At 68.9% G+C, this 13,471-nt stretch carries 16 protein-coding genes and 1 pseudogene; 5 read left to right on the forward strand and 12 right to left on the reverse strand.

Annotated features, from left to right (window positions below; translation table 11 throughout):
• Positions 1 to 67: 67 nt before the first annotated feature.
• The 5 genes and pseudogenes from ABD104_RS03585 to ABD104_RS30300 all read left to right on the forward strand — a co-directional run bounded on the left by ABD104_RS03585 (position 68) and on the right by ABD104_RS30300 (position 4,273).
• Positions 68 to 817 (forward strand): energy transducer TonB, encoded by a 750-nt coding sequence (locus tag ABD104_RS03585; protein ID WP_087839566.1) that lies wholly within the window; start codon positions 68 to 70, stop codon positions 815 to 817.
• Positions 818 to 827: 10 nt separating this feature from the next.
• Positions 828 to 1,550 (forward strand): annotated as a pseudogene (locus ABD104_RS03590) (MotA/TolQ/ExbB proton channel family protein); the annotation flags it as partial.
• Positions 1,551 to 1,565: 15 nt separating this feature from the next.
• On the forward strand, positions 1,566 to 2,000 hold the full coding sequence (locus ABD104_RS03595) for an ExbD/TolR family protein (protein ID WP_087839564.1): 435 nt from the start codon (positions 1,566 to 1,568) through the stop codon (positions 1,998 to 2,000).
• A gap of 97 nt (positions 2,001 to 2,097) precedes the next feature.
• On the forward strand, positions 2,098 to 2,775 hold the full coding sequence (locus ABD104_RS03600; protein ID WP_087839563.1) for a response regulator: 678 nt from the start codon (positions 2,098 to 2,100) through the stop codon (positions 2,773 to 2,775).
• Positions 2,759 to 4,273, forward strand: coding sequence for a sensor histidine kinase (locus ABD104_RS30300; RefSeq protein WP_425543307.1), 1,515 nt, complete (start codon positions 2,759 to 2,761; stop codon positions 4,271 to 4,273). Before ABD104_RS03600 ends, ABD104_RS30300 begins: the two co-directional genes overlap by 17 nt.
• 20 nt (positions 4,274 to 4,293) lie before the next feature.
• Here the strand turns inward: ABD104_RS30300 and fliR are convergent, their stop codons facing one another.
• From fliR to fliG, 12 genes are all read right to left on the reverse strand, one after another.
• A complete protein-coding gene (fliR, locus tag ABD104_RS03615; protein ID WP_165963073.1) occupies positions 4,294 to 5,067 on the reverse strand; it encodes a flagellar biosynthetic protein FliR in 774 nt (257 codons plus the stop codon).
• Between the two features lie 4 nt (positions 5,068 to 5,071).
• Entirely contained in the window at positions 5,072 to 5,344 is a 273-nt protein-coding gene (gene fliQ, locus ABD104_RS03620; RefSeq protein WP_087839561.1) for a flagellar biosynthesis protein FliQ, read from the reverse strand.
• Between the two features lie 43 nt (positions 5,345 to 5,387).
• On the reverse strand, positions 5,388 to 6,131 hold the full coding sequence (gene fliP, locus ABD104_RS03625; RefSeq protein ID WP_343927209.1) for a flagellar type III secretion system pore protein FliP: 744 nt from the start codon (positions 6,129 to 6,131) through the stop codon (positions 5,388 to 5,390).
• A complete protein-coding gene (gene fliO / locus ABD104_RS03630) occupies positions 6,131 to 6,466 on the reverse strand; it encodes a flagellar biosynthetic protein FliO (protein ID WP_087839559.1) in 336 nt (111 codons plus the stop codon). The genes fliP and fliO overlap by 1 nt, the downstream gene beginning before the upstream one ends.
• 6 nt (positions 6,467 to 6,472) lie before the next feature.
• Complete coding sequence (fliN, locus tag ABD104_RS03635; protein ID WP_207958601.1) at positions 6,473 to 6,895, reverse strand: flagellar motor switch protein FliN; 423 nt, start codon at positions 6,893 to 6,895, stop codon at positions 6,473 to 6,475.
• The gene (gene fliM, locus ABD104_RS03640) at positions 6,879 to 7,892 is read right to left on the reverse strand and encodes a flagellar motor switch protein FliM (RefSeq protein WP_087839557.1); all 1,014 of its coding nucleotides are present in this window, start codon (positions 7,890 to 7,892) and stop codon (positions 6,879 to 6,881) included. The genes fliN and fliM overlap by 17 nt, the downstream gene beginning before the upstream one ends.
• 59 nt (positions 7,893 to 7,951) lie before the next feature.
• Entirely contained in the window at positions 7,952 to 8,485 is a 534-nt protein-coding gene (locus ABD104_RS03645) for a flagellar basal body-associated FliL family protein (RefSeq protein WP_176400771.1), read from the reverse strand.
• A gap of 135 nt (positions 8,486 to 8,620) precedes the next feature.
• Positions 8,621 to 9,757, reverse strand: coding sequence for a flagellar hook-length control protein FliK (locus tag ABD104_RS03650; RefSeq protein WP_343927176.1), 1,137 nt, complete (start codon positions 9,755 to 9,757; stop codon positions 8,621 to 8,623).
• Complete coding sequence (gene fliJ, locus ABD104_RS03655) at positions 9,754 to 10,209, reverse strand: flagellar export protein FliJ (protein WP_087841505.1); 456 nt, start codon at positions 10,207 to 10,209, stop codon at positions 9,754 to 9,756. Before fliJ ends, ABD104_RS03650 begins: the two co-directional genes overlap by 4 nt.
• A gap of 20 nt (positions 10,210 to 10,229) precedes the next feature.
• The gene (gene fliI / locus ABD104_RS03660) at positions 10,230 to 11,723 is read right to left on the reverse strand and encodes a flagellar protein export ATPase FliI (RefSeq protein WP_087841504.1); all 1,494 of its coding nucleotides are present in this window, start codon (positions 11,721 to 11,723) and stop codon (positions 10,230 to 10,232) included.
• Positions 11,644 to 12,456 (reverse strand): flagellar assembly protein FliH, encoded by an 813-nt coding sequence (locus ABD104_RS03665; protein ID WP_087841503.1) that lies wholly within the window; start codon positions 12,454 to 12,456, stop codon positions 11,644 to 11,646. Before ABD104_RS03665 ends, fliI begins: the two co-directional genes overlap by 80 nt.
• On the reverse strand, positions 12,449 to 13,471 hold the full coding sequence (fliG, locus tag ABD104_RS03670; RefSeq protein ID WP_425543308.1) for a flagellar motor switch protein FliG: 1,023 nt from the start codon (positions 13,469 to 13,471) through the stop codon (positions 12,449 to 12,451). The genes ABD104_RS03665 and fliG overlap by 8 nt, the downstream gene beginning before the upstream one ends.

The raw sequence follows: 13,471 nt of genomic DNA on the forward strand, positions 1-13,471 counted from the left end.
TAACTGCGAATAAGTCGCATTTGTGATATCGTAGCGACCTTCACGGTCTGCTACGCGATTCATTCGAATGAGTGCCACCTTGCATTGGAATACGCCAGCCCCCGTCGGGCTGCGCGTCGGCGCTGGCATCGCGGTGGTGCTTCTGCATGTGGCAGTGGTCGGCGCGATGCTGGTGGCCAAGGCCGAGCCGCAGGTGGCCAAGCCGGTCGAGACGGTCGAGGTGCGGTTCGTCGAGATCGCGCCCCAGGTCCAGGTGGCGGCCGCGCCGCCGGCCCCCACGCCTCCCGCTCCGAAGCCCGAGCCCAAGCCCGTTCCTCCCAAGCCCACTCCCAAGCCCGTTCCCAAACCGCCGCCCCCCAAGCCGGCGCCACCGCCGCCCGAACCGGCTCCTCCTTCCGAAACCGCCTTGTCGCAGCCTGCCCCGGAACCGGCGCCCGCACCCGCGCCGGCGCCCGCCGTGTCGCAGCCTCCCAGCGGCAAGCCCGAGCCTGCCGACCGGACGGCCGCGCCGCAGGCGCCTGTGTCCACCGAGCCCAAGCTGGTCGGCCGCATCGAATACCTCGGGGCGCCGCCCATGCCCGAGTATCCGCGCACGTCCAAACGACTGGGCGAGGAAGGCAAGGTACTGGTGCGCCTGCTGATCAATACCCGCGGACTGGTGGACAAGGCCACGCTGGAGAAATCCTCGGGATTCAACCGGCTGGACGAGGCGGCGCTGGACGCCGCCCGGCGCGGCCGCTTCAAACCGTATACCGAAAACGGCATGGCGATCGCCGCGATCGCCATCGTGCCGTTCGATTTCACTCTCAGGAACTGACATGACCGAGACCCCGAGCCTGGGCTTTGCGCACTTCGTCTCTCAGACCGACGGTCTGGGCAAGGCGCTGTTCTTCATCCTGGTACTGATGTCGCTCGCGACCTGGTACCTGATCGTCGTCAAGGCCATCGCGAACATGCGTTCGCGGCGGCAGGGCGAGACCTTCCTGCAGCATTTCTGGAATGCGACCTCGCTCGAGGCCGTGGACCGCGAAATCACCACGCACGGCGCCAACGATCCGTTCTCGCACCTGACCAGCCACGCCTTGTACGCCCGCCTGCACCACGCGAAGTTCGGCGCGGCCAAGCTGGAAGAGGCGGGCTCGCAGTCCGATTTCGTCACGCGCACCATGCGCAAGGTCATCGACGAGGAAACCGCCAAGCTCGAGAACGGCCTGACGCTGCTGGCCTCGGTGGGGTCGACGGCTCCCTTCGTCGGGCTGTTCGGCACGGTGTGGGGCGTCTACCATGCGCTGGTGTCCATCGGCCAGGGCGGCGCGGCCACCATCGACCGCATCGCCGGCCCGGTGGGCGAGGCGCTGATCATGACGGGCCTGGGCCTGGCGGTCGCCATTCCGGCGGTGCTGGCCTACAACTTCTTCACGCGCAGCAATCGCGTGCTGCTGGCGCGCCTGGACGCCTTCGCCCACGACCTGTTCGCGTTCCTGACCACCGGCCAGCAGATCGTCACGGACAACAACGTGCGCGCCCTGAAGGCCAAGGCGGGCGAATAAGACTAGGAGTCTTCGATGGCTTTCGGCAGTTTCAATGGCGGTGCGGGATCGGGCGCGCCGCAATCCGAGATCAACATGGTGCCGCTCATCGACGTGATGCTGGTGCTGCTGGTCATCTTCATCATCACGGCGCCGCTGCTGTCCCACGCGGTGCGCATCGACGTGCCGCAGGCGACTTCGGCGCCGGTCGATTCCGACCCGGCCAAGATAGACCTGGCGATCGACGCCAGCGGCAAGGTGTTCTGGAACGACGCCGAAGTGTCGCTGGAGGACCTTCCCGCCCGTTTCGCCAGCGTGTCCAAGGACACGCCGCAGCCCGAGCTGCACCTGCGCGCCGACAAGAACACCCGCTACGAGGTCCTGGCGCAGGTCATGGCCGATGCCTCCCGCTCGGGGATGAAGCGCATCGGCTTCGTCAGTACGCCCGAGCCGCCGCCGGCGGCCAAATAGGGGGCGCCGCGAACAGGCCCTAGCTTTCGGCGGCGCCTGGGTTTACCCTAGCGGCTTTCCCCTTTCTCGCTGCGCCGGTTCGCCGGCGCTTTGTCATATGCGTGTATTGGTCATCGAAGACGACGCCACCCTGGGGGGCGCCCTGGCGGAGTTCCTGGGCGACCAGGGCTACGCCGTCGATCTCGTCTCCAGCGGCGAGCGCGCCTCGGCCGCGCTTGCCAGCCAGGGCTACGACCTGGTGCTGCTGGACCTGAACCTGCCGGGTGAAGACGGCCTGACCGTGCTGCGGCGACTGCGGGCCAACGAAAATCCGGTGCCGGTCGTGATCCTGACCGCGCGGGATGCGCTGGAAGACCGGGTCGCCGGCCTGGATGCCGGCGCCGATGACTACGTCACCAAGCCTTTCGAGCTGCCCGAGCTGGCGGCGCGCGTGCGGGCCCAGATACGGCGCCGCGCCGGCCAGGTCAATCCGATCATGGAGGTCGGCGCCCTGAGCTTCGATACGATCGGGCGCGAACTGCGGGTCGGCGGCGAGCGCGTCGCGCTGTCGGTGCGCGAGTTGTCGGTGCTCGAGATGCTGATGGCGCGCGCCGGCCGCGTCGTCACCAAGCGGCAGATCGTCAATTCGCTGTCGGCCTGGGATGCCGATTTCAGCGAAAACGCCGTCGAGGTCTACGTCTATCGCCTGCGCAAGCGGCTCGAGAAAGCGGGGGTCAGCATCCAGACGGTACGCGGGTTCGGCTATCTGCTGGAGTCCGATGCCGTCGCGCAGTGACGTCCGGCCCGCTCCCGAGAACCGGGTCCTGCACCGGCGCTCGCTGGCCTGGCATCTGCTGGTGCGGCTGCTGCCCGCCGTGCTGCTGCTGGCCACGATGGACAGCGTCATCACCTATGTCCTGACGCGCAAGCTCAATACCCAGTCCCACGACCGAGCGCTGGTCGACACCACCCGCGCGCTGGCGCGCCAGGTCGTCATGACTCCCCAGGGGCCGCAGCTCGATCCGGCCTGGAACACCACGCGTTTCCTGACCACGGACCCCGACGAGCGGACCTATTTCCGCATCAGCGTCGACGGCGAGATCATCGCCGGCACGGCCGTCCTGCCTTCGCCGCCGGTGGTGGACGACCCGGACGGTGCCGACGAGGACGGCGCCGAGCCGCCCACGCTGCTCGACCGCATCAACAAGGCCGTGCCGACGATCTACGACTCGCTGGTGGAAGGCTTGCCGGTGCGCGCGGTGGCGCTGGATTTCAGCTTCGACGACTATCTGGTCGAAGTGGCGATGGCCGAGACCCTCAACACCCGCAGCCGCTTCATCGAAGAGATCCTGTCGGTACTCGTAGCGGGCCAGTTGCTGTTGATCGCGCTGCTGGGCTTCGTCATCGTCACCGCCGTGCGCTCGGGGCTGGAGTCGGTCAGCAAGCTGTCGGACGAGATCGAGAGCCGCAGCATCGACGATCTGCAGCCCATAGGCGGCGACGACGTGCCGAGCGAACTGACGCTGTTGATCGCCAAGACCAATTCCCTGCTGGGCCGGCTGGACGAGGCGGTGGCCGCGCAGCGCCGCTTCATCGGCCACGCGGCGCATCAATTGCGCACGCCGCTCAGCGGGCTCAAGCTGGAATCCGAGCTGATGCTGGCGCGTCCGGTGCCGGACGACGTGCGCCAGCGGGCCGAGCGGATCAAGGCCGCCGCCGACCGCATGATCCGGGTCGGCGAGCAATTGCTGGTGCTGGCACGCATCGATGCCAACGTGCGTCCGCGCGACACGTTCACGCGCATCGACCTGACGGAGCTGACGCGCGAATGCGGGGCACGCTGGGTGCCGGCGGCGCGCCAGGCCCATGTCGAGATCGTGCTGGTCGCGCCGGACGAACCGGTCTGGGTCGACGGCGACGAGGTGCTGCTGGACCAGTTGCTGGGCAACCTGGTGGACAATGCCATCCGCTACCACGGGGGGCCGGGGCAGATCGTGCTGCGCGTGAACGACTCGCCGCCCAGCCTGGTGGTGGAGGACGACGGGCCGGGCATCGCGCCCGAGGACAGGGCGCGGGTCTTCGATGCCTTCTACCGGGCGAAGAACTCGCAGGCCGGAGGATCCGGGCTGGGACTGGCCATCGTCAAGGAAATCGCCGAGGCGCATGGTGCGCACTGGGACTTGCGCAGCCGTCCCGAGTTCGCCGGTACCCGCATTAGCCTGGTGTTTCCCGGGCCGCGCATCGGCGCCCATCTGAGCCGGGTACGGATCGAGCCGCGGCAGCCGGACTGGTAGGCTGCGGCGGGTCGAGCGCCTCAGCGTATGACGGCGGTCTTGAAATAGGGCACGGCGATGCCCACGATGCGTTCCATGGGGCCGGCCAGCACGCCGAAGGTCAGCCACAGCAGCAGCAGGCCCGCCAGCAGCGTGACCGCGAAGCCGAGGTTGAAGATGTTGAGTTGCGGCGCGCTGCGCGAGACGAAACCCAGCGCGATGTTGATGGACAGGACCGCCGCCAGCACCGGCAGCGCGATCTGCAGGCCGCCTGCGAAGACGATGGAACCCAGGTTGGCCAGCCGCAGCCAGTCCAGGTTGTCCAGCGGATGCGGCGAAACGGGAATGATGCGGAAGCTGTCGCCCAGGGTCAGCAGCAGCGTCAGGTGGCCGTCTGTCGCCAGGAAGGCCAGCAGGGCCGACAGCATCAGGAAGTTGGCCAGCAGCGGCGAAGGCGCGCCGCGCTGCGGGTCCAGGAAGGACGCGAAGCCCAGGCCCATCTGCAATCCGACCAGGTCGCCCGCCAGTTCGAAGGCGGCGAAGACCGCGCGCAGGCCGAAACCCATGGCCGCGCCGACGATGATCTGCTGCAGGAGCAGCAGCAGGCCGGTGCCGGAGAAGGCGTCCACGGGCGCGGCCGGTATGGCGGGGGCGACCAGGAAGGAGATCAGGAGCGCCAGGCCGATCTTGACCCGCTGGGGCACGGCCCGGTGGCCGAACACCGGTGCGGTCTGCACCAGCGCCAGGGTGCGCACGAAGGGCCACAGCAGCGCCGCGATCGCGGCATGGATGTCCGCGTCGGTGAAGCTCAGCACGCGCCTAGCCCAGCATAAACGGAATGTTCTCGAACAGCCGCCGGATGTAATCGGTCATCATCGACAGCATCCAGGGACCCGCGATCAGCGCGGCGGCGAAGATGGCGACCAGCTTGGGCACGAATGACAGGGTCATTTCGTTGATCTGGGTCGCGGCTTGCAGCACGCTGATGATCAGGCCCACGACCAGCGCCGACAACAGCAGCGGAGCGGCAAGATAGATGGCGATCTGCACCGCCTCTTGCGCCAGGGTCAGGATGCCGGCGGTACTGTTCATGGGAGTCCCTTGAAGAGGCGCGCGGGATGCGGCGAGGGGAGGTTCATCGGAAGCTGGCGACCAGGCTGCCGATCAGCAGGTTCCAGCCGTCGGCCAGGACGAACAGCATGAGCTTGAAAGGCAGGGATATCAGCACCGGCGACAGCATCATCATGCCCATGGACATCAGCACGCTGGAGACGACCAGGTCGATGACCAGGAAGGGCAGGAAGACCATGAAACCGATCTGGAACGCCGTCTTCAGTTCGCTGGTCACGAAGGCCGGAACCACCACGCGCAGCGGCAACTGGGCCGCCTCGGACACCGGCGGCGAGCCGGCCAGGCGCATGAACAGCGCCAGGTCGGATTCGCGGGTCTGCCTGAGCATGAAGTCCTTCATCGGCACCTGGGCCTTGTCCACGGCCTCCCGGAAGTCGATCTGCTTGCTGTCGAAGGGCTGGTAGGCCTCGGTATAGACCTTGTCGAACGTGGGCGTCATGATGAACAGCGTCATGAACAGCGCCAGCCCGACCAGCACCATGTTGGGCGGCGACCCCTGCAGGCCCAGCGCGCTGCGCAGCAGCGAGAGCACGATGATGATGCGCGTGAAGCTGGTCATCATCAGCAGCACGGCGGGCAGGAAGCTCAGCGCCGACAGCACCAGCAGCGTCTGCAGGGACAGCGACCAGGTGGTGCCGCCACCCGGGGCCGGGCTGCTGGTCAGGGCCGGGATACCGGCTTCCTGCGCGTGGACGCCGCCGGCGGCCAGCAGCAGGAGCAGGGCTAGGGGAAACACGAGCGTACGCATCATTGCTTGCCGAAGCGGGCCAGGAGCGCACGGAAGTCGGGCAGCGGGGCGGCCGGGGCGGAGTCGGCAGGAGGCGCGTCGCCGGGGCGCGGCAGCACGGCCAGCGGCCGGACGTTGCCTGCCGAGACGCCGGCAACGATCCACTGGTCCGCGACCTCGACCAGGATCACGCGTTCGCGCGGACCGACCGTCAGCTGGCCGCGCAGCCGCAGCGGATGGTCGCCGCCGCCCTGGGGCCTCTGGACGCGCCGCAGCAGCCATGCGCAAGCCATGATCAACGCCAGGACGGCGATCAGCGCCAGCACGGTCTGCAGGGTCGAGCCGGGGGAAATCATGGGAACCTAGCGGTTGAGGCGGCGCAGCCGCTCGGACGGCGTGACGATGTCCGTCAGCCGGATGCCGAATTTGTCGTTGACCACGACCACCTCGCCCTGGGCGATCAGGCAGCCGTTGACCATCACGTCCATGGGCTCGCCGGCCAGGCCGTCGAGCTCCACCACCGACCCCTGCGCCAGTTGCAGGATCTGCTTGATGGGGATGCGGGTGCGGCCCAGCTCCACGGTCAGCGTGACCGGGATGTCCATGATGATCTCGATGTCGTTGACCGTCCTGGACGTCTCGCCGCCGGGGGTGAACTGCTCGAACAGCTCGTCGGCGGGTCGCGCCGCGGCGCTGGCTTGAGACTGCTCGGCCAGCGCCGCGGCCCAGTCGTCGTCGGCCGTGGCGCCGGGCGGCTCGGGCAGGTGTTCAGGATCCGCTTCCATTCTCATCTCCTAACTGGTTTTCCGATTGCAGGGTGGCCAGCACCTTGCCGATACGGATCGCGTACTGCCCGTTGCTGACGCCGATCTTGCAGTCGAATATGGGCACGCCGTCCACGTAGGCGGGCAGCGTGGGGGCGATGTCGATCGGGATGACGTCGCCCTTCTGCATGTTCAGCAAGTCGCGCAACACCAGTTCGCTCTGGGCCAGGTTGACCACCATCTCGACGTCGGCCAGCTGGATCTGCTTGGACAGCATGCGCAGCCAGCGCTTGTCGGGTTCCATCTGGTCGCCCTGGACGGGGCTGTACAGCGCATCGCGGATGGGCTCGACCGATGCGTACGGAAAGCAGATGTGCAAGTCGCCGCCGGACGAGCCGAATTCTATGGAGAACGTCGAGCAGACGACGATCTCGGACGGCGTGGCGATGTTGGCGAACTGCGTATGCATTTCGGCACGCTGGTATTCGAAGTGCATGGGGTGGACCGCGGCCCACGCCTTGGCGTACTCGTCCAGTACGACCGCCAGCATGCGCTGGATGATGCGCTGCTCGGTGGCGGTGAAGTCGCGCCCCTCGACGCGGGTGTGGTAGCGGCCGTCGCCGCCGAACAGGTTGTCGATGACCGAGAACACCAGCCGCGGTTCGAAGATGAACAGGGCATTGCCGCGCAAGGGTTTGAGCGAGACGATGTTCAGGTTGGTCGGGACGACGATGTTGCGCAGGAACTCGCTGTACTTGACCAGCCGCACCGGGCCGACCGAGACCTCGGGGTTGCGCCGCAGGAAGTTGAACAGTCCCACGCGCAGCAGGCGGCCGAAGCGGTCGTGGATGATCTCGAGCGACGGCATGCGGCCGCGCACGATGCGTTCCTGCTTGGCCAGGTTGTAGGGGCGTATGCCGCCGACGGGCACTTCGTCCTTGGGCTGGTCGTCGTGCTCGCCCGTGACGCCCCGCAGCAGGGCATCGACTTCGTCTTGCGACAGGAATTCACCGGCCATCGTGGGCGCTCCGGGCGGCGTCGTGGGGATGCGTCATCGGCGTCACGGCGCAACGGGACCTACTGGATCACGAAACTGGAGAAGTGCGCGGCATAGACGCTGGTGCGGAACTCCGGCGCGATGTACTTCCGGGCGATGTCGACGACCTGCGCGGCCAGCGTCTGCTTGCCTTTCAGGCTGAGCAGCTCGTCGGCGGTCTTGGAACTCAGCAGCAGCAGGATCTCGCTGCGGATGGGCGGCACGACCGCGGTCAGGGCGGCCCCCGCCTTGGCGTCGGCCACTTCGATCACGACACCCACCTGCGCGAAGCGGTCATTGTCGCGCTCGGCCAGGTTGGCGGTGAACAGGTCCAGGGCCGTGAAGACGTGCTTGCCGGAATTCGCCGGCGCGGCCGGCGTGCCCGAGGATCCCGGCTGGGCAGCGTCGTCCGACTGCTGCGATCCGGCGTAGCTGTAAGTCTCGAAGCTGGCCAGTTGCTTGTTGTGGATGAGCAGCAGGGCGGCCATGGCCGCGATCACGACCAGCAGCACGAGTCCGCCCAGCACGAAGATCCAGGTGCGGGCGCGTTTCACGGGAACAATGGCCTCGGCCATGAACAACATCTCCGGAGTCGATGGGAAAGGGCAGCGAACTGCCCCCAGGTTGCATTATCCAGAAGCGGATGGGGGACGATCCGTGGAACAGCAGGGGAAATCCTGCAGTTGGCCGGCGGGCCGCCCGGCCGCGCCTCACGCGTACAGATCGACCATGCCGTTGCCCGCCGCCCGGCCGCGCGCGACGGGGGCGGCCGGACCGTCGGCGGGGCCCGAGGCAGCGGCGCCGGCGGCCGGCGCGCGGCCGGGCTGCGCCTCGCGTTCCGCGAACTGTCGCGCGGCAAGGAAGCCGCTCTGCTGTTCGCTGCCGACCGAGGCCTGGCCCAGGCTCAGGCCGTTGGCCGCCAGCACGTCCTTGAGGCCGGCCAGCGAGCTTTCCAGCGCCTGGCGCGTCGATTCGTGATTGCTGCCGAACACCACGCTGGCGGCATCGCCGTCCAGGCGCAGATGGATGGTGATGGGACCCAGGGCCTCGGGGTCGACGCGCAGCTGCGCGGTTTGCAGGTGGCCGCCGGCCATCCAGCGCAAGGCCGTGTCGATGCGATCCTGCAAGGCGCCGGCGTGCAACGGTACCGGGGCGCCGGGCACGGACGGGACCTCGTTGCGGGCCGCGGACGCGGGCGCGTGGTGGGGCGCCGGGGTGTTGACCGGGACCGTGGCGGATGCCTGCAGCACTCCGGCCGGGCCGGTGGAGGTCTCGGGGGGCGCGGTGTCCGCGGCTGGCCGCGAGGCCGCCGGCGGCGGGGTGCGGGGTGCGGACGCCGTCCTGTCCACGCGCCGGCCGGCGGGGTCCGGAGCGGCGCCGGAGGCGGCCGTCGCGGCCGCGGGGCGCGCGGTCACGCCGGAAGCCGGGGCCGCCGCCAGGGAGACGGTTTCCTGTTCGGCCGCGGCGGGACGCGGAGCGGCGGGATCCGCCTGCGTCGCGGCGGGCGGCATCGTGGCCAGGGCATCGCCGGCGTCGGTGGCGGCGGCCGGCGTCATGGCCGGGTCCACGGGCGGCGCGGCCGCGGGAGCGAGGTAGCTCGCCCACTGCGACAGCCAGGGCAGGTCCGGCGCGATCGCCGGATCGGCATCGTCCTGGCCGCTGGCGGCATCGGCGTCCGCCGCCTCGGGCTGGGCCGGGGGTTCCGTCCGGGCGGGGGCCGGGGCCTCGGACGCCGTCGCCAGCACGTCCTCGAAGGGAAGGCCGGCGGGCGTGCCGTCGCCGGACCCCGCCGAGGCGGGGGCGGGCGCCGCGGCGGGCTGGACGAAGGAGACGGGCAGCGCGCTCACAGCGCGTATCCCGTCGCGGCGCCGAAATGCCGGCGATGGGCGAATTCGTCGATCTGCTTCTGTACGCGCCGGGCCTCGGTCGACTCCTGGCGCTGGGTTTCCCGCTGGGCCAGGATCTCCAGGGACTTGAGCTTGCGCTCTTCGTCGAAGAACGCCGCCCGGGTGGCGTTCATGTGGCCGGCGCAGCGCTCGACTTCCTGCGCCTGTTGTTCGACGGCGTCGGTCAGTTGCTGGATGAAGCGGGCGTAATTGCCGACCAGCGTGCCGTCCAGGCCTATGCCTGTCTGGTTGCGCATGCGCGATTCGTAGTCCGAGCGGTAGTTCTCGATCAGCACCAGGCGTTCCCGGGCGCGCGAATGTGCCGCGGCGGCCTGGGCGAATTCCTGGGCGGCCTTGTTCTTGCGTGCTTCCGCAAGTTCGATCAGCGTGGCGAGCGTGGTGGTGGACGTCATGGCGGGCCTCTGGAGGCGGGTCAAGTGCCGGCGCCGAAGTGTTCGGCGATGGCGGTCATCAGGGTCAGGCTGTCGGCATAGGGCGCGCGCGCCTGCATGTCCTGCTGCAGGAAATTGCCGATGGTGGCGTGCGCGGCGATGGCCTGGTCGAGTTCGGGATCGGTTCCCGGCACGTAGGCGCCCACCTGGATCAGGTCGCGCGAGCGCTGGTAGCGCGAGAACAGCTTTTTCAGGGTGCGCGCATGGCGCTGCTGCTCGGCGCCCACGATGTTGTGCATGGCCCGCGAGATCGATTGTTCGATGTCGATCGCGGGATAGTGGCCGGTGTCGGCCAGTGCCCGGTTGAGCACGATATGGCCGTCCAGGATGGCCCGGGCCGAGTCGGCGATGGGGTCCTGCTGGTCGTCGCCTTCGGTCAGCACCGTATAGAAGGCGGTGATCGAGCCGGCGCCGTGGGTGCCGTTGCCGGCGCGTTCCACCAGCGCGGGAAGCTTGGCGAATACCGATGGCGGATAGCCCTTGGTGGCGGGCGGTTCGCCGATGGCCAGCGCGATCTCCCGCTGGGCCATCGCGTAGCGGGTAAGCGAATCCATGATCAGCAGCACGTTCTTGCCCTGGTCGCGGAAATGCTCGGCCAGCACGGTGGCGTAGGCCGCGCCTTGCAGGCGCATCAGCGGCGCGGCATCGGCGGGCGCCGCGACCACGACTGACCGCGCCAGTCCTTCCGGGCCCAGGATGTGGTCGATGAATTCCTTGACTTCGCGGCCGCGTTCGCCGATCAGGCCCACCACGGTCACGTCGGCCTCGGTGTAGCGCGCCATCATGCCCAGCAGCACGCTCTTGCCGACGCCGGAGCCGGCGAACAGGCCCATGCGCTGTCCGCGTCCCACCGTCAGCATGGCGTTGATGGCGCGCACGCCGACGTCCAGCGGGCGCTCGATGGGCTGGCGTTCGATGGGATTGATGGGCCGCGCGGCCAGCGGCGCGCGCTGGGCGGAAGTGATGGGGCCCAGCCGGTCCAGGGGGCGCCCGGCGCCATCCACCACGCGCCCCAGCAATGCATCGCCCACGGGCAGGTGCTTGGTGATTTCCTCGGCCGGGAGTTCCGCGTCGGCTGCCTGGTCGGCCGGCGGGTAGGAAGGGGGCGACCGCTGCGGCTCCAGCGGCATCACCAGCGACCCCGCCGTCAGTCCATGGACTTCGCTGGATGGCATCAGGAACAGGCGCTCGCCGTTGAAGCCCACTACTTCGGCCTCGGCGGCGCGATCGTGGGCCTGCACGATCCGGCAGGTGCTGCCCACCGGCAGCTTCAGCCCCACGGCTTCCATGACCAGTCCGGCCACGCGCGTCAGGCGGCCCGATGCGGCCACGGGCGACGCGGTCCGCACGCGGGCGGTGCAGCCTTCGAGGAAACGGGCCAGGCTGGCGGGGGCGTCATGCACGTTCGTCGCTCCAGGCGCTGTCCTGTCCCAGCGTGGCCAGGGTCCGTTTCCAGCGCGTGCCCAGGGTGGCATCGATGTCGGACTGCTGGGTGGAGATCCGGCAGCCGCCGGCCTCGACGCCGGCGTCCTCGACGATCTTCCATTGGCCCAGTTCCAGTTCCTCGCCCAGGTGGGCGCGCACCAGTTGCACGTCGGACGGGTGCAGCAGCAACTGCTTGCCGGTTTCGCCGCCCATGAGCTGGTTGAAGGCGTCGCGCACGACCGCCAGGATCACATTGTTGTCCAGCGCCAGTTCGCGCTGGATGACCTGGCGCGCGATCTCGGCGGCAAGTTCCAGCAGCCGGGGAGCCAGGTCGGTCTCGAAGCGGTCGAACACACCCGAGGCGGCGTGCGCCATCGCCTGCAGTTGCTCGGCCTCGCGCCGGGCCGCGGCGCTGCCATGGTCGTAGCCCGCGGCATAGCCTTCGTCGAAGGCCGCCGTCTTGATGCGTTCGACCTCGGCCGGATCGACGGCCGGTGCCGGTGCCGGCGCCGGGGCTACGGGCGGCTGGGCCGCCTCGGCCACGGCAGGTTCCGGCGCCGTGGTTTCCTGCCGCGCGGCCTGTTCGCGCGCGCGGCGGTCGGCTTCTTGCCGGGCGGCGGCCAGCGCCGCCTCGATGGCGCGTTTTTCGTCGGGGGTCTGCGGCCGGCGCCGGGTCTCGCCCTGCATGGACGCATCGCCGAAGGTATCCAGGCGCCAGACGGGCAGGTTGCGGCCCTCGTCGGCGCGCAGGATGCGGCGGGCGCCCAGCAGCGGCTCAGACATACTGTTCCTCGCCCATGCCGTTGATGGCCAGGTCGCCGGACTCGGTCAAACGGCGCGCGATCTTCAGGATTTCCTTCTGCTGCGCCTCGACCTCGGATATCTTGACCGGGCCGCGCACGTCCAGGTCCTCGCGCAGTTGCTGCGCGGCGCGGGCCGGCATGCAGCGGAACACCTTGGCGCGCATCTCGGCGCTGGCGCCCTTGAGCGCGAGGATGAGCGAGTCGGGCGTGACCTCGCGCAGCAGGAGCTGCATGCCGCGGTCGTCGGCGTCGATGAGATTCTCGAAGGTGAACATCTCGTCGATGATGCGTTGCGCCAGCTCCGTGTCGACCTGCTTGACGATGGACAGGATCTGGTGCTCGGACGACGAACCCACGTAATTGAGGATGTCGGCGGCGGTCTTGACGCCGCCCAGCTTGCGGCGCTTGATCTGCTCGTTGCCCGACAGCATCTTCAGCAGCACGTCGTTCAGCTCGCGCAGCGCGGCCGGCTGGATGCCGTCCAGCGTCGCGATGCGCAGCAGGACGTCGCCGCGAACGCGTTCCGCCAGGTGATTGATCACCCCGGCCGACTGGTCGGCCTCCAGGTGTACCAGGATGGAGGCGATGATCTGCGGATGCTCGTGGCGGATCAGTTCGGCCACGCTGGCCGGATCCATCCACTTCAGGCTCTCGATGCCCGAGGTGTCGCCAGTGTGCAGGATGCGGTCCAGCAGGAACCCCGCCTTGTCCGCGCCCAGCGCCTTGGTCAGCACGCTGCGCAGATAGGCGTCGGCATCGGCGCCCAGGCCGGTGTGCGCGCCGATGTCTGTCTCGAAGCGCTGGATCACCTGGTCCATCGCCTCGCGCGGGATGCCTTGCATCCCGGCCATTGCCGTGCCCAGCTTCTGCACCTCGCGCGGCGACAGATACTTCAGCACCTCGGCCGCTTCTTCCTCTCCCAGCGACAACAACAGGATCGCCCCATCGGCCACCCCCTGGTCGGGTTCGGTATTGACCACGTTCATCATCGGCAT

Source organism: Pigmentiphaga daeguensis (assembly GCF_039523035.1).
In the GTDB taxonomy this organism is placed as follows: domain Bacteria; phylum Pseudomonadota; class Gammaproteobacteria; order Burkholderiales; family Burkholderiaceae_B; genus Pigmentiphaga; species Pigmentiphaga daeguensis.